The 17295-nt window shown below is 44.5% G+C and carries 15 protein-coding genes; 12 read left to right on the top strand and 3 right to left on the bottom strand.

Annotated elements, in window-relative coordinates; all coding sequences use genetic code 11:
* Window positions 1-2: 2 nt before the first annotated feature.
* The 3 genes from V7O63_RS07605 to V7O63_RS07595 form a co-directional block, all read right to left on the bottom strand.
* The gene (locus tag V7O63_RS07605; protein WP_340817821.1) at window positions 3-860 is read right to left on the bottom strand and encodes a mechanosensitive ion channel family protein; all 858 of its coding nucleotides are present in this window, start codon (window positions 858-860) and stop codon (window positions 3-5) included.
* 45 nt (window positions 861-905) lie between these two features.
* Window positions 906-1430, bottom strand: coding sequence for a hypothetical protein (locus V7O63_RS07600; RefSeq protein WP_340817820.1), 525 nt, complete (start codon window positions 1428-1430; stop codon window positions 906-908).
* Window positions 1431-1508: 78 nt separating this feature from the next.
* Window positions 1509-2534 (bottom strand): CNNM domain-containing protein, encoded by a 1026-nt coding sequence (locus tag V7O63_RS07595; protein ID WP_340817819.1) that lies wholly within the window; start codon window positions 2532-2534, stop codon window positions 1509-1511.
* Between the two features lie 222 nt (window positions 2535-2756).
* Between V7O63_RS07595 and V7O63_RS07590 the strand changes: the two genes are divergently transcribed.
* The 12 genes from V7O63_RS07590 to V7O63_RS07535 all read left to right on the top strand — a co-directional run bounded on the left by V7O63_RS07590 (window position 2757) and on the right by V7O63_RS07535 (window position 16919).
* Window positions 2757-4559 carry a glycosyltransferase gene (locus V7O63_RS07590; protein WP_340817817.1) on the top strand — a complete coding sequence of 601 codons (1803 nt, stop codon included), beginning with the start codon at window positions 2757-2759 and terminating at the stop codon, window positions 4557-4559.
* 3 nt (window positions 4560-4562) lie between these two features.
* A complete protein-coding gene (locus V7O63_RS07585; RefSeq protein WP_340817816.1) occupies window positions 4563-5561 on the top strand; it encodes a DUF4931 domain-containing protein in 999 nt (332 codons plus the stop codon).
* Between the two features lie 2 nt (window positions 5562-5563).
* On the top strand, window positions 5564-6730 hold the full coding sequence (locus tag V7O63_RS07580) for a glycosyltransferase family 4 protein (protein ID WP_340817815.1): 1167 nt from the start codon (window positions 5564-5566) through the stop codon (window positions 6728-6730).
* 93 nt (window positions 6731-6823) lie between these two features.
* Window positions 6824-7849 (top strand): magnesium/cobalt transporter CorA, encoded by a 1026-nt coding sequence (gene corA, locus V7O63_RS07575; RefSeq protein WP_340817814.1) that lies wholly within the window; start codon window positions 6824-6826, stop codon window positions 7847-7849.
* A gap of 27 nt (window positions 7850-7876) precedes the next feature.
* Window positions 7877-8599 carry a DUF432 domain-containing protein gene (locus V7O63_RS07570; protein WP_340817813.1) on the top strand — a complete coding sequence of 241 codons (723 nt, stop codon included), beginning with the start codon at window positions 7877-7879 and terminating at the stop codon, window positions 8597-8599.
* The gene (locus tag V7O63_RS07565) at window positions 8596-9474 is read left to right on the top strand and encodes a mechanosensitive ion channel family protein (protein ID WP_340817812.1); all 879 of its coding nucleotides are present in this window, start codon (window positions 8596-8598) and stop codon (window positions 9472-9474) included. The genes V7O63_RS07570 and V7O63_RS07565 overlap by 4 nt, the downstream gene beginning before the upstream one ends.
* Before the next feature lie 7 nt (window positions 9475-9481).
* Window positions 9482-10615 (top strand): alpha-amylase, encoded by a 1134-nt coding sequence (locus tag V7O63_RS07560; protein ID WP_340817811.1) that lies wholly within the window; start codon window positions 9482-9484, stop codon window positions 10613-10615.
* The gene (locus V7O63_RS07555; protein WP_340817810.1) at window positions 10612-11808 is read left to right on the top strand and encodes a glycoside hydrolase family 57 protein; all 1197 of its coding nucleotides are present in this window, start codon (window positions 10612-10614) and stop codon (window positions 11806-11808) included. Before V7O63_RS07560 ends, V7O63_RS07555 begins: the two co-directional genes overlap by 4 nt.
* 44 nt (window positions 11809-11852) lie before the next feature.
* Entirely contained in the window at window positions 11853-12656 is an 804-nt protein-coding gene (locus V7O63_RS07550; RefSeq protein ID WP_340817809.1) for a V4R domain-containing protein, read from the top strand.
* Window positions 12653-14623 carry a glycoside hydrolase family 15 protein gene (locus V7O63_RS07545; protein WP_340817808.1) on the top strand — a complete coding sequence of 657 codons (1971 nt, stop codon included), beginning with the start codon at window positions 12653-12655 and terminating at the stop codon, window positions 14621-14623. The genes V7O63_RS07550 and V7O63_RS07545 overlap by 4 nt, the downstream gene beginning before the upstream one ends.
* A gap of 32 nt (window positions 14624-14655) precedes the next feature.
* Complete coding sequence (locus V7O63_RS07540) at window positions 14656-16611, top strand: amylo-alpha-1,6-glucosidase (RefSeq protein ID WP_340817807.1); 1956 nt, start codon at window positions 14656-14658, stop codon at window positions 16609-16611.
* A gap of 83 nt (window positions 16612-16694) precedes the next feature.
* Window positions 16695-16919 (top strand): winged helix-turn-helix domain-containing protein, encoded by a 225-nt coding sequence (locus V7O63_RS07535; RefSeq protein ID WP_340817805.1) that lies wholly within the window; start codon window positions 16695-16697, stop codon window positions 16917-16919.
* Window positions 16920-17295: the final 376 nt, after the last annotated feature.

Raw genomic sequence — 17295 nt, 5'->3', positions numbered from 1 at the left:
TATCACTCTTTCTTTTTCCTGAAAACAACCTCTGTATGCGGATAGGCTATCTCCACATCATCAGCCACCCTTATCCTGTCAAAGATCTCTTTCGTTATCTTTGATGAATATTCGTGCAGTTGTCTGGAAGGACAGAAATACTTCACCTGAACATCTATACCGCTTGGCTGGAAATCAACCCGTATATGAGGACTTGCCGGACTTGTACTGATAAGACCTGCCAGGAACTTACGTGCCGAAAGGTCAGCTATTTCCATAGCCTTATCGAGATCGCTTTCATAGGTCACATTTACTATCACACTATGAAGCACGAAATCATTGTTTGAAGTGTAGTTGATGATATTCTTCTCAAAAAGAAGCCAGTTAGGCACCATAACCACCCTGCCGGAATTCTCCTCATCACCGAGAAGTCCACCAACCTCCATGATATGCACATGTGTCAGGTTGATATCCACAACATCACCCTTCACATCACCAACTGTGATCCTGTCACCGATATCGAAAGGTCTCTTTGAAACGACCATGATCCATGCTGCAATACCTGTCATGGGTTTCTGTAGTGCAAAACCAATTGCTGCTGATAACAGACCAAGGAAGATGCCGAAATCTGCCAGAGCACCTGAAGAAGAGAGGGTCGCAAAAAGTATGATAAAAAGATAGAGCACATAACGGAAAAGCTGGCTCATCAATTTGATATTAGATGTCTGTTTCTTCGTCTTTGCCTTCTTTAGAAGATTGTTCTTCAGGGTATCGACAAAGATGCTGACAAGGACCAGCAGAAAGATAACCACAAGAACCTTTGCCCCAAAGGACAATAGTGTATTATCTAAATTTGTAAGATACTGCAGATCCGACGCCATATTATCATTACTCTTACCAGTATAGTAAAATAGAAAAGAAAGAGATCACTCTTTCTTCTTTCCAATGTCCCTTACCTTTTCTTTTATATCAGATGCCATTTCCTCAGCTTCCTTGCCAGTAGCCTGTGCAAGTTCTTTCATCTTATTTGCTATTTCCTCTATATCTTCTTTAAGATCAACTGATCCTATAGATGACGCTATCTTTTTGAGATGATCCATCACATCTTCCGTGATCTTTGCAGCTTCATCCCCTGTTGAATCAATAAGAGAATCTATCCCTGCATTTACCTTATCATAGTTCCTTCCAAGGTTTATCCTGTCAGCAAGGACATCAAGTTGTTCACCTATCTTCAAAGCAAGGTTTTTCCCCTTTTCACCTGACTTTTCGGCAAGCTCATCAATATCCTCGAAGATATTTTCCATTTCCTCTTGAAGATCGATACTTTTTATTTCCTCCACAATAGCCTTTACAGATACCTTCACATCCTGTGCTATTATTTCTGCATCATCACCCGTTTTATCAATGAGCTTATCAATCTCAGCTCTGATCTTGATAATATTTTCTTTCATAAAAGCCCCTCCACGAGCCCTAAAGATATTTGCAGTTTTTAAGTTATTAAATATATCGTTAAAAATAGAAAAAATGACTTACTCAACTCTTACAACAATTCCTCTTAAGAGGCGACCAAGTATATCTGACCCTGTTATGATCATCTTTTCAGGATCTTCCTTGTTCCAGTAAAGTATCAGGTCATCATCTATGACATCATCCTCTGCATTCACAGGATAGACCTTCAGGCGATGGAGTACGTTGCCGATCTTCTCTTCAGGGTCACGTATGATGATAGGATGATGGCAGTAACGATACGGATTGAACTCCTTTTTTCCATAGATAGCATCCCTGAGGAAAGAACCGGAATCTATTGCAAGTACCGGCTCATTGGTATCATCCACCACTATGGCCCATTTCTTTGAACTTGAAGCCATACTTTCAAGGAGATCACCGAATTCCGGGTCATCTTTTGAAGGAAACATAACAAGACCATTGTAAGTAGGAAGCGAAATGATACTCAAAGGGTCGACGACCGAACCTTCCTGTTTTATGTGAAGATCATCTATGGAAAGGAAGTTCAGGGCACCAAGACCTTCAAGATGATCGATATCACTAGCCTCAGACACTATATGCTTTTTAAGCATAATTCCAAGGGAACGTTCCTTGAAGAATTCCATCTTCTCCTTCCCAAGCCACATGTCAAGAAGCAGTGCAGACGGTTTTGCTACCGGGTACAGCACCACCATGTAGAATTTCACAAGTGGGGAGAGTGTAGCTCCAAGTCTCAGTGAATTACGTGTGAAATATGCCTGTGGAGCGATCTCACCGAACAATGTGATGAAGACCGTGGAGAACATGAAAGCTGAAGCACCAGCCATGACCGAATCAGTCAACAATGTCAGAAGAACATTTATACCTACATTACCCCACAAAAGAGTTGAAAGCAGCAGGTGGGAATTGCGCCTGAGTTCAAGGACCTTTCTCGCGTTCTCGTTCTTAGCCTCTGCTTCGATCTCAAGACGAAGACGGCTGAGTCCGAACATACCAATTGTGAGACCGGAAAATATCCCGGACTGGATCAGACAGAGAACTATAAGGGACCATATTATTAGATTATTCATGTATTATCCGCTGGGCTGTATTCAAAACCCGGTCCTTCTTATGCCTGCAAGAGTAATAAAAGCTTTCTGAGAGCGCAGCTTGTTGAGATGAATGAAAAGAACATGTAATGATGCCTCTATACTAAAAATAGCTGGAAATATCCTTATCAGTAAACACCCTGAGATATTTTGATATATAATTGCAACCTTATTAAGATAGAAGAGATCTTCGGGAGAAAGGGAATGACGCTAGAAAGCAAATGTATAATAATAGCTGGCGAGGAGGCCGGGCCACGGTCCAACAAGATGGGAGGTATCTGGAATGTCATAGATGCCGAAGCAAAGAACCTTGCCGGACTTATCAGCAAAGGCATCATAGATGAGGAAACAGCACCAAGTATCATCGTTGCAGGACCCTACTATGGACATAGCGGTTCTGACTGGAACAAAGGCCTGAACCGTATAACCGACATGAGTTCCTTTGAAGAGATGGAACCGGAAGGGGAACTCTTTGAGACCATCGATAAACTGAAAACAAAAGGAATAGAATCCTTTGTCGGTATCGAGATGGTGAAAGGTGTGAAGGTGATCCATCTTATGTTCAAGACCTTTGATTTCTGCAGGCTTGGCATGGAATACAAAGGAAAGGAGATGTGTCTTGACAGTATGATCAAAGCAGAGGCATACGACCTTATCGGACTGGATTCCATGACCTATGAGAGTATGGGTAACGGTGCGGAATACACCCACTATCTGAACCTTTCCTATGCCATATCGGAATTTGTCAGAGCACTGGCAACTGCCAGAGAGAAAAATGCCGAGGAATATGAGGACAAAGCAATATCAGAATTTGCAGCATCCCTTATGCCCACAGTCCACGTTTCACTTCACTGCCATGAATTCGGGGTATTCTATGCACTTGCACGGCTTAAAAAGCTTGGGATCAACGTCAAAACCGTTGCAACATACCATGCAACACTTCCGGGAAGATCATCAGGACACCAGTCCATCCGGAAGATAAGGGAGAACGACAGTTCATGGGATAGTGGGGTTCCCCTCAACCACGCGAAACTGGAATCACTTTCATCTTACGCAGATGTTGTCACAGCAGTAGGAGATTCCACACGTAAGGAAATAAAGCTATTCTACAATATTGACTCCATAATAGTCCGAAATGGTATCGATAAGGAAGATGAAGAGATCGACTGGGAAAAGAAGACCATTTCCAGAAAGAAGATACAGGAATTCCTCTCTGAGAAGATAAACAATGTGTTCGACAGCAAAGTGATCCCACCTGACAGGATGATCCCCATATTCTCCATATCAAGGATCGAGGTCGAGAATAAGGGTTATCCTGACCTTCTAGATTCCCTGGTGATACTTGACAGGATGGTAAAGAACGAGATCGATGCCGGACATCTGGATGAGGACTATCGTGTTATATGTTTCATTGTCGCGGCCCAGGGTCCGAAGACGAACACTCCCGAGAATTTCCCGATCAACCTTCCTGAGGAAGTTCTTGTCGGTGAGGAGATACGCCTCCAGCAGATGATAGAGGGCAGGGGACTTGAATGTTCGAAGATACCGGATGGCACCAGGCATGTTTCAGCGGTGTTGTACCCACAATGGATATCAGACCATGACGGCGGTCTTAATATGACTCCGGATGAGTTCATGGCCGGGTGCATTGCCGGAGTGTTCCCTTCAAAATACGAACCATTCCTGCTGACAGGACTTGAAGCAGGAAAGGAATCCACACCTAGCATAGTCAGCAAGGTTTGTGGCTTCAGCGATGCTCTCAAGACACTGAAAAGACTGGTCATGGGCATGGGGGGAGTGATCGTTGTTGACAATATCAATATCCCTTATCTGGAATCGGTAGCTGATTACGCCCTTGCCATGGATTACTTCATCGACACGTATACGGATGATAAGGTAAAGTACAACCTCCTCTGTCAGGAAGCGAACCTGCTTGCAAAGGACATGAACTGGGAAGAACCCATCAAAACGTATTATGAGCTCCTCACAGGAACAAGACTGGAGTGAAACATGTCCGAGATACGCAAACATTATTTCCTTGACGAGCACTGCATAATAGCTTTCGGGAGAAGCAAAAGACCTTCTGCCCCAAAAGCCTGTGATGATGAAAAGAGATCCTTAAGCTGTGTTTTCTGCAAAGGACACGAGGACCAGACGCCTCCTGCAAATGCAGTATACAAAAATGGTGAGATCCTGAAAGATACAGAGGAAGAGCTGGTCACAGGATGGGATATAAGATGTATACCTAACCTTTATCCCGCATTGTCACCTGAGGCTTCTGAAGTGGAACACAGTTCATTTGATGTTGAAAAAGGATTTGGATTCCACGAAGTGATCATAGAGAACCCTAACCATGAAAGCAGGCTCCATCTCTTTTCGGATGAACAGATACTCCTGCTGATGAAAGCCTACAGGGACAGGGTCGTACATTACCGGTCAATGGAGGGAATAGAATATGTATCACTTTTCAAGAACTGGGGGAAGAAAGCTGGTGCTTCACTGGAACATACCCATTCGCAGCTCATAGCACTTCCCATAGAGCCATCTTCCATCGGAAAAGAGAAAAAGGTGATCTCAGGACTTGAGAGGTGTCCTTACTGCGAGATCGTTGAAAAGGAGAAGGACGGTGAAAGGCATGTCTACGAGAATGATGACTTCATCCTTATAGCTCCTTACTATTCCAGGTCACCTTATGAGATGTGGATGCTACCAAAGCGCCATGTGAACCATATATCCGGGTTCAGCGACGAACTGTTGTTCTCACTGGGTGACTGCATCCGAAAGGCTGTTTTCCTCCTTGAGAAGACCATACCTCAGCTTGCTTATAATTACATGTTCTTCCAGGCAGAGGATGACACTAACTATCACTTCAATGTCCGAATAGCACCTGTTACATCAATTGCAGCTGGTTTTGAGAAGAACACTGACATATACATCAATACAATGCCACCTGAGACAGCCGTCGAACATCTGCTGGAAAATAGTGAACTGATACCTGAAGAGGGGTGAACATGGAAGACAGATTACGAATAGCCATGTTCTCGTGGGAAAGCCTGAATGCTGTAAAGGTCGGTGGACTGGCACCCCATGTGACCGAACTATCCGAGGCTCTTGCCGGCATGGGACATGAGGTCCATATATTCACAAGGAACAGGGACATGCTTCCATATGAGATTGTTAACGGAGTGCATTACCATCGTATATTCCATGCCCTCTACGGTGGAATAGTCCAGCAGATGGACAGCATGTGTGATTCCATGTATACCGCTTTTATCGAAGCAACGAAGGATTTCGGGGATTTCGACCTTACACACGTACATGACTGGCATCCTGTGAACCTTGTATGCAGGCTTAAAGAGGAATTTGGCCTTGCCTTCGCAATTACGTATCACAGCACTGAATGGGGACGTAACGGGAACCAGCATGGTACTTGGTGGGAGGCCACAGAGATAAGCCATCGTGAATGGAGAGGAGGGTATGAATCAGCCTGTGTTATATCCACATCCCCAAACCTTACAAAAGAGATACAGTACCTGTACCAGATACCGGATAACAAGATATCCATCGTCCCGAACGGGATATATGAACATACTATACAGATGGATGTTGACCATGGAAAGGTCAAGGAGGAATATGGTATACATCCATATGCTCCTGTAGTCCTGTTTGTAGGAAGGATGAACTACCAGAAAGGACCTGATCTTTTTGTAAGGGCCATCCCTGATGTGCTTGCTAACAGATGGGATGCCAGATTCGTGATCATAGGAGAAGGTGAGATGCGACCTGAATGTGAACGTATCACCTATGAACTGAACATTCAGGATAGCTGTCATTTCCTGGGTTATGTTGATGAATCCGTCAAAAAGAAGTGGATGAACGCCTGCAATCTCATCTGTGTACCAAGCAGGAATGAACCTTTCGGGATCATACTGCTGGAGGCCTGGGATGCCAGCAAGAATATCGTTGCCACGGATGCGATATCACTCATCGATAACTTCAGGGACGGGGTAATTGTCTACCAGAACCCGGGATCGATCGCGTGGGGAATAAACCATGTGCTGGACAACTATGAGGACGATGAGCTTGGAAAGGTTGGGAAAGAGCTCATAGGAACGAAGTATAACTGGAACAACATCGCAAAGATGACGGTCGATGTTTACAGAAAGATGCTTTCATGACCTTTTTCTTCATCTTATCTATGAAGATAAAGAAATTGCATGCGGGGTGTTACTATAAGAAAACTCACGAATCGTGTATCAAGGAAGGCGGGAATGATGCCCGGAAGTCTGGTCCATGTGGGAGAGAAGAGGACAGAGAACGTAAAGATAACCATTATAGACTACGACCGGACCAATTATCATGAAAGGACTGTTGATGAAGTAGAGGAATGTTTCCCTTTCAAAGATTCCCCCACCGTATCGTGGATCAATATCGATGGTATCCACCAGGTAGACATAGTTGAGAAACTTGGGAAACACTTTGGCCTGCATCCACTGATAATGGAAGATATCGTTCACACAGGCCAGAGACCGAAGATGGAGGACCATGACTCTTACATATACATCGTCCTCAAGATGCTCAGATCCAGAGAAGACGACATCAATGTAAAGGGAGAGCAGGTCAGCATAATACTCGGAAAGGACTTCGTGCTGTCATTCCAGGAGGTTGAAGGTGATACTTTCAACCCGGTCAGAGAACGTATCAGGAACTCAAAGGGAAGGATACGGACAATGGGGGCTGATTATCTGGCGTATGCACTTATGGACTCCATAGTTGACAATTACTTCGTGATCATAGAGAGATATGGAGATATTATCGAGGAACTGGAGGACAGACTGATAGAGGATCCAAACCCTGAGACCCTCCAGAGTATACATGACATGAAGAAAGAGATGATCTACCTTCGTAAATCCGTCTGGCCTCTCCGGGAAGTCATCAATAACATGGAAAGAACAGAGTCCTCTCTTTTTAAAGAGACCACCTTTACATTCCTTAGAGATGTATACGACCATACGATCCAGATAGCGGAGACGATAGACACGTATCGTGACATACTCTCCGGAATACTGGATGTATATCTGTCAAGTGTAAGCAATAAAATGAATGAGGTTATGAAAACACTTACCATAATAGCTACCATTTTCATACCACTGACCTTCCTTGCCGGAATGTATGGAATGAACTTCTCATATATGCCGGAACTTGCATGGAAATGGGGATATCATGCTGTGTGGACAATAAATATATTGATATTCCTTTCAATGTATATATATTTCCGAAGGAAGAACTGGCTTTGATCATTAAAGATAAGGATACCGATAGTAATGTATGAGATATATCACCCGCCGTTCACGACAGAACTGAATGACCTCAAAGATAACATTATCACAGTTGATAAGCAGGGAAACAACCTTGTTTACAGGAGAACGTTCCGGGGACAGGAAGAGACTGAGCTTGTGCTGCTGAAAAATGAAGGAGATATACTCATAAACCCGATAGAACCAGTTAACCTTCCAAAGAAGGTCACATCCTTCCTGCTGATCGAATTCAAACGTCCGGTTTTGATAGGTCCCGGCGACCGGAAGAAGATATACCTTAAATTCCCCGTGGAGATAGGAGTATTCGTCACGGATAAAGCAGGGAACTATGAAGTCATTGATATCTTCACCTATTCCAGGATCAAGTTCACACTATACGGAAGTCATAATCTTGGGCTTATCTGCAGACACTGGGAAAGTGATGTGTACTTCGAGGAACCTGACACAGATATATTGTACGAAGGATACATCGAACTTGATATCATAAACGACTCAAATCACATGATGGAGGTCACAAAGGCTGTTTTCAACGCCTATGGGATGAAGATATATTATGGTGACAGGAGACTTGGTATGAAAGCATCCATGAGGATCATAAACAAGCTCCTGGCGGAAACCGATTTCATCACATACCCTACAACTTCAAGATTCAAGAGGTCCATGGAACTCTACACTGCACGTAAGCTGGCCATGACCGGAACTAAGGGAATAATGGAGTTCGGTCTATGAGCAACAGCACTTTAATCTCCCAATATGTACCTCCACTCTCCGATCCCTTCCTGCAGATATTCACGATATTACTGATACTCTTCTTCACCGTTCTATTAGGTAAAGGTATCACGATATACCTTCAGAGAACGCTGAAGGATAAGATGGATAAAGAACATCTCAACATCCTGCTCAAGACGATCTACTACGGCCTGATAGTGTTTGCAATACTTGGTGTCATCTTCCCTATCCTGAATATTGATACATCCGGTCTTCTTGTTGCCGGTGGTGTTGCGGGTATAGTCATTGGTTTTGCAAGTCAGAGCATTGTAGGCAACTTCATATCAGGTGTTTTCCTGATGATAGAACGTCCTATAAAGATAGGCGACCAGGTGAATATCGATAACAAACTTGGTTATGTAGAGGATATAAAGATAATATCCACCATTATCCGAACATACGAAGGACTCTACATAAGGTTGCCCAATGAGACCGTTTTTACAACAAGTATCACAAACTATGTGGCAAACCTTGCAAGAAGGTTCGAATATGTCGTCGGTATCCGCTATGAGGATGATGCCGATGAGGCTATCAGGATAATCAAGGAACTCATCGATGAACAACCCTATGCACTTGTGAACCCTTCACCTTCTGTATTTGTAGATAATCTGGGTGATAATGCCGTTAACATCAGTGTAAGGGTATGGGCCCCTGCAACTGAATGGTATGATCTGAAGATGAAACTGCTCTGGATCATCAAGAAGACACTTGAAGAGAATGGAATAGAGATCGCGTTCCCACAGAGGACCGTCTGGTTCGCAAGTGATCTCAATACAAGGAACATTGTTTCGGATAGAACTGAAGACCATATCATTGGAAATAACGGTCAGGAATAGAGAGAACATGAAAGCAGTATGTGTTTGTTTCGAGGTACACCTTCCTTTACCACTCAGATGGTACTGGCCACAGGAAGGTTATGGGGATGTGCATATCGAGAAGTACTTTGATATGGAGAAGGCATTCCATAATTTCACAAAGCTGGCAGAGAATGTGGAAACTCTCAACGATACACTGGCTGCATCAATAGAGAACGGTGGAAAATATACACTGGACGTATCAGGGGTATTCCTTGAACAATGTAAATGGTCTCCTGAGATAATCGATGGTTTCAGGGAACTTGACCCGGGAAGCGTCTCTTTTGCTGCTTCGCCATATTATCATTCAGTATGCTCGATGTTCCCTGATATGACAGAGTTCAGGGAGCAGGTCGAAATGGACCGGGGGATGATAAAGGAACTCTTCGGCAGAGAGGCAAGGACATTTGTCAATACCGAGCTCCTTTTTGAGAAAAGGGCATTGAAAGTGCTCAAAGAGATGGGATTCAAATGCTTCATTTCAGAAGGCTCACACAACATCATGAATGGCTACGACCCCATGCATGTCTACGACAATACCGTTCCGACTCTCCTGAGACACATAAACCTGAGCGAGGACCTTGAGATCAGGTTCTCTGACAATGCATGGCCCGGATATCCCCTTATCGCCGACAAGTTTGCCTCCTGGATCGCCAGCATGGAAGGAGATGTGATCACGCTCTACATAAAATATGATGCGATCAACACCCATCTCCAGAACAACAAAGAAATACTCAGGTTCCTGAAAGAGCTGCCACTGAGCTTAAAGGAGAAGGGAATAGAGATGGTACTGGCTGAAGATGCTGTGGATATGTTCAAAAGTACAAGCCTTTCATCCCTTGATTCAAAGACCACAGCACGCTATGGAATGCATAACCTGCTCGGTAACCATGCACAACACCTCTTCATGCACGAACTTGTAGATACAGGAGAACAGATCGGATCAATAAAGGATCCTGAGCGGAGAAAAGAGATGCTCAGGATATACCGCTACCTGCAGCAGAGTGAGATATTCCTTGAGATGAACTCAGAGGAGAGAAGGTTTGGATATGAGAGGGCTGTGAACGACCTTTCTATACTTTCCGACATTGAACGCGCGATCATCCGGGAGGCGAAAAGATGAGCTCCATATGTCCTTTCTTCGAGATCCACCAGCCATACAGGCTCAGATGGTTCTGGCCCGATAATAAACAGGGCTTTGACAGGTATTTTGATGAAAGGACGAACAAGGAGATATTCCAGAAGGTTGCAGGAAAATGCTACCTTCCGGCTAACAGGACCCTGCTGGAACTAACGGATGAAACAGATGGCAATTTCAGGGCCAGCATGTCAGTTACCGGTACACTGCTGGAACAGTGTATGGAGTGGGGAGAGGATGTGCTTGATTCCTTCCGTGACCTTGCAGAGACAGGGTGCATTGAATTTTTGGATGAAACATGCTATCACTCACTTGCATCCCTGTTCGAATCAAAGGAAGAGTTCATGGATGAGGTGAAAGAGCACCGTGAACTCATTTCAGAACTTCTTGGTGTCACCCCTCAGATATTCAGGAATACTGAGATGCTTTACAATAATAGTGTAGCACAGCTTGCAGACCAGATGGGATACAAAGCGATACTCACTGAAGGGATCGAACGCATCCTTGGAGGACGGTCACCTGACCATGTGTACAAAGCAAAAGATACCGACATAGCGATACTACTCCGTAACTACAAGTTGAGTGATGATATAGGCTATCGCTTTTCTTCACAGTGGTGGGAGGAGTACCCGCTTACTGCAAACAAGTGGGCGGACTGGGCTTCCTGGAACAATGGCGAGACCCTGAACATCTTCATGGATTACGAGACATTTGGCGAGCACCAGTGGGAGGATACCGGCATCTTCGAATTCTTAAGGGCACTTCCAGGTGAGGTAATGGACAGAGGGATGCGTTTCCTGACCCCATCCCAGACCATCGAAGCCTACAAACCAGCAGGTGAGGTCGATGTGGGTGATTTCTCAACAATATCGTGGGCCGACATCGAGAGGGATACCAGTGCATGGCTCGGTAACGATATGCAGAGACGTTGCTTTGAGGAGATAAAGATACTTGAGAGCTATGTCAAAAGGACACATGATGCGGAAATGCTGAGAATATGGAAACATATGCTCACCTCGGATCACTATTACTATATGAGCACGAAATGGCTTGGTGACGGGGATGTGCATTCGTATTTCAGCATCCACGAGTCACCTTACGATGCAGCTGTCAACTTCATGGCTGCACTCACTGATTTCAAGGCACATGTGTTCAGGAACCTTGCATCAACAGAATAGTAATATATCTTTTAATGTCCTATTATCTATGGGAGTTCTGGCATATGGTAAGAGACCTTTACATGTTCTCCAGAGTGGATACTGAAGCAGATGTCATCTGGTTCAGGATCACATACGAGAACACATTGCATTCTGAAGCGGACATAACATCGTTCTTTGCTGAAAAGGAACTGGACATACGATTTGCATATCTGGACAGTTCGGAAGACCCTTCCAGAGGCAGGTATGTGATGTTCACTGAAGCGAAAAAGGACATGGATATAGAAAGTATTGCAAATGAACTTGAAAGGATGGACGTCGTTCTCGACATTGAGTGGGGAGTCTCAAAGAACAGGGTCATCCAGTCCGTTGATTTTCCATTACATATCATCGGGGACAGAGCAGTGCTTATCAGGGCAAAGACCTTTGTCAATTTCCTCAATGTCCTGAACGAGCATGTACCACAATCCGAAGGCCTGCTGACCATAGTCGGACTGAGGAACGGGGAAGGTGCTGCAAGATACCTGAAAGAAGTAGCTGATATGGATGACAGCAATTTCATGGACCTGCTCGGGGAATTATTGGTGGCAGCCGGATGGGGGGTCCTTGAGCATGATATGGACATCACTGAACTGAAAGGTACTGCAAGGATGATCGATTCTTTCATTGCAGGAGAATACGAGGACAGCGACGTCCCCGTTTGCGGATACATCAGTGGTTTCATTGCAGGATATATCTCCGAATCACTGGGAAAGGTGGTTCAGGTCCGTGAGACAAGGTGCAAGGCCATGGGAGATACTCTCTGCGAACACATCATCTCACCTGTTCCGGAAGATGTTAAGATAGAACACCTGCTCAGAGGTAGATGATCGTGATCCGACAGCCCAATGCGATATTAGGCAATGAAAGATTGCTGGTGACAATGGGAAAGAAAGGTGAGATATTCGGTTATTATTATCCGGGGAAGGATTTTGCACAGCATGTTGAAGAGTCACAGGCATGTATACATGATGGGAAAGGACTTATCTGGTCCAATGCCCGTGAGTGGCACGCAGACCAGAGATACATCGATGACACAAATATATTGAACACAGAACTCACCCATCCTTCCGGGCTTAAGATGGAGATACTTGATCTCGTCCACCCCACCCTGCCGGTACTTGTGCGCAAATACCGGATAAGTTCCAGTAAAGGGTTCCATGGGAAGTTCTTTTACTTCTCCAACCTCCAGGTGGGTGAGATGAAGAGGAAGAACTCCGCTTTCTGTGACCACGATTCAGGCCTGCTGGCACAATACTGGAAGAACTACTATGTAGGGATAACATCCACTCCGATGTTCGAGGAATGGCAGGTAGGTAAGGCAATGGATACGATATGGTGGACCAATGCCAAATATGACATGGAGGATGGAGAGCTACAGCGGAACAATGAGGATATAGGAAACCTGAATTGCGCCGTTGGATGGAAGCTCGACTTAGAACCGTCAAAACCCGTGGTAATCACTGTTTTCATTGGTGCGGCTTCAAGAAGACCTGCGCTTTACAGAAGGATGCGTGAGGTACTGAAGGAACCTGTAGAGAGCATATATAATGATACACAGGAGAAATGGATCAGATGGCTTTCAAAGAAGAAGCTCCTTGAGCTACCGGAATATCCTGGTTTGGGGTCGTTCAGGCTGGAACTTCTCAATGCTTTCAACCGCTCTATACTTGCTTTAAGTATACTCAACGACCCCGGAAAAGGGTCTTTCCTCGCTGCTCCTGAATTCGACCATGAGTTCGAGAAAAGCGGCGGATACGGTTATTGCTGGCACAGGGATTCCGCGGAGATAGTCACATCCCTTATGGAAGCAGGTTATCCTGATCATTGTGCCCGTTTCTTCAAATGGTGCAAGGGCACGCAGCTTCAGGACGGTTCATGGTTCCAGCGTTACTGGCTGGACGGGAATACCGCACCTTCATGGGGAAATTTCAGTTCCACCACCCAGATAGATGAGACTGGCACCACGATCTTTGCTATGGACAGGTATTACCGGACCCTTGAACAACCTGTGAAAGCGGAGTTCCTTGACAACATGTGGGCAACGGTCCTCTGTGCAGCGGAGTACCTCATGAAAAGAACCGGCAGTGGACTTCATGAGACATGCCTGTGTCTGTGGGAGACACATTCCGGCGTGTTCACATACACCAATGCCGCCATATATGCAGGACTCATCGGAGCTGCGAACATGGCTATTGACTACAATGAAAAGGGACTTGCCGACAGGTGGATCGAACGTGCCGAGCTCATCAAGAAGACCACCATAGAAAGGTTCTGGCTCGATGAAGGTTATTTTGCAAGGGGACTCAATAATGGTGAACTAGATACTGCTATTGATGCAAGTATATTAGGTACCTTTGTCCCTTTCAACATGCTCTCTCCGGATAATAAGAAAGAGAGGGAGATGATCATGTCAATGATACAGAACATCGAGAAGTATCTCAGGGTGCCTGTGAACGAACACTTCGGCATCAAGAGATATGTTGATGACAACTACATCGATGGAAATCCCTGGATAGTCACAACCCTCTGGCTCTCAAAGGCATTACTTGAACTTGCGATCACGATCGATGATAGTGATAACGATAAGGATGAACTTCAGACACTGGGCAATGGGGCACTGAAATACATCAAATGGTCACTTAAAGGTGCAACCGGTGCAGGTATGCTCCCGGAGCAGGTCAATAAATACACCGGCAGGCCTGCATGGGCGATACCTCTAAGCTGGAGTTGTGCGCTGATGCTGGATAACATAATACTGCTGGACAAACTCTACAGGTCCCCTGACAATGGATAGACCATTGAACTACGTTCAAAGGTACAATGAACATGAGCTATACAGACCATATCCCGGGAACGGAGAAGGAATGGATCATAAGCAACGGCCTTGGAGGATATGCTTCTTCCACGACAATTGGTATGAATACGCGAAAGTACCACGGACTGTTGATAGCTTCCCTGAACCCTCCTGTTGAAAGAAGACTCATGTTATCGTCCCTTGACGAAGAACTAATTATAGGAGTCGACATTCACAAACTTGCAGTACACAGGTATCCCGATGCTATATACCCGCATGGCAACGAAATGCTGGAAAAGTTCACTACGCATCCTTTTCCCACCTTCGAATACATTGTGAATGGAATAACGATCATAAAGCAGATCATGATGATCCATGGTGAGAACACGACCATCGTGAGATATGATATTATCAACCCTTCTGAAAAGGAAGCTGTACTCAGGATATTACCACTTATCAATAACAGGTCCATACATAATCTCAGCAGTTCAAACGATCTATCCATTACACAGGAAGCAATGGAAAAAGGAACAAAACTGGTCAGCGATGGGATTCCTTTTGTACTTGCTGCCAGCGTACCATACACAGAAAAAGAACACTGGTACTACAATTTTGAATACCATGTAGAAATGAAAAGAGGATATCCATACAGGGAAGACAACTTCAACCCGGGATATTTCGAACTGGAAATAGAAGGAACTGATGCTTCCTGTTTCGTTATCGCATCCACTGAACCTGACATGGAATGGAATGTGCAAACAGTGGAGGAACTGTTCCGGAATGAGAGAGAACGTCAGAATTCCCTGGTGAATAAAAAGACCATGGATGATACATTCCTGGAAAAACTGATGATAGCTGGCGATTCTTTCATCGTTGACAGAAGGTCCACAGATTCTAAGTCGGTAATTGCAGGATATCACTGGTTCGGGGACTGGGGACGGGACACTATGATCTCCCTACCCGGGCTGACACTTGTAACAGGAAGGTTCGATGATGCGAGGTCCGTACTTTCCACTTTTGCAGCTAACTGCAAGGATGGACTGATACCCAACAACTTCCCGGAGAATGCAAACGAGTCACCTATCTACAACACAGTAGATGCATCCCTGTGGTTCATACATGCCGCCGGAAGATATCTTGACTACACAGATGACATCGAATTTGTAGAGAAGCTCTGGCCTTCGGTCCGGAGTATAATAGATAACTACATGGAAGGTACCTCATTCGGAATAAGAATGGATGATGACGGCCTGATAGAACATGGGGGACAACTAACGTGGATGGATGCTAAAATAGGGGATTGGGAGATCACTCCCCGAAAAGGGAAAGCATGTGAGATAAATGCACTCTGGTACAATGCCCTGATCTATGCAACTGAGATAGGGGAACGTCTGGAACTGGATGTTTCCAACTATATTGACATTGCTGAAATGACAGGGAACAATTTCAGGGAAAAGTTCTGGAATGAAAAAAAGAGTTGTCTCTATGACCTGATATCCGGTTCGAAAGATGATGAATGGAAGGATGCCTCAGTAAGACCTAACCAGATATTTGCAGTTTCTTTACCTCATACGATGGTCACTGAAAAAATAGCGAGGGGAATAGTTGATACTGTAACTGAAGAACTGTTGACACCTTACGGACTGAGAACCCTCTCTCCTCATGACAGTAAGTACATCGGTCACTATGGAGGGAATACTGAACAGAGGGACACTGCATACCATAATGGTACTGTATGGCCCTGGTTGCTCGGACCTTACATAACAGCTTACAGGAAAGTGAACCGTGATCATCAGGGAATTGAGAAAAAACTTCGGACCTTCCTTCAGGGAATTGAGATACACCTGGATGATGCAGGTATCGGCACCATATCCGAAGTATTCGATGGTGATAGTCCTCATGCTCCCGGAGGGTGTATATCTCAGGCATGGAGCGTGGCCGAGGTCATGAGATGTTATGTGGAGGATGTATTTCCAGAGGATCAATAGCTCATTCGTAATATTTATAGCAATTTGAGTATATTTTACTATAACACTTGTGGGTTTTTAACTGATAAGTTCAGGTGATAGATATGGATGAAAAGTGTTTGAACATAGGAGAAGCAGCCGGTTATGTTTACAGGATGCTGGAAAGTGGGGAGTCGAACATGGCAAAGCTGAAGGGTCATCTCAAAGAGAATGGCTTTGATCAGCAGACAACGTTCATGGCCATAGGATGGCTTGCAAGAGAGGATAAGATATGTATGGAAAAGAACGGTAATTCCTGGTCTTTAGTATTAAAACCAGATGGAAATTGAACCGTGGTTCCATATTATCTGTAAGTATCTGACTTTTCCATTGAACAAAAAACGATTACTGTCTGTTTAGCTGACAGGCTGTTCATGGTATTTTATGTGTTCCCGTAACACTGCATAGTGTACATGGTGAATTTTGTAGTGTATTGGATAATTCAATATCATATAAATTTAAAAGATCGATCTTGAAAGCAGATCTAAAGCAATATAAAGTATTATCAAGTAAAATAAGTCTATTCAGGGCTTATTTTATGCAGGATAGGGGACCTGCATCAACATGAAGTAAAGTATGCTTATATTCGCTTCTGCTTATCACTAACTGTAATTTGAATAATAGTGCAACATGACCATGAAAAGAACATCACTGAAATATTATAAA

Source organism: Methanolobus sp. WCC4 (genome assembly GCF_038022665.1).
Taxonomy (GTDB): Archaea; Halobacteriota; Methanosarcinia; order Methanosarcinales; family Methanosarcinaceae; genus Methanolobus.
The sequence above is the reverse complement of the archived record's forward strand: the minus strand, read 5'-3'. Positions and strand labels throughout refer to the sequence as shown.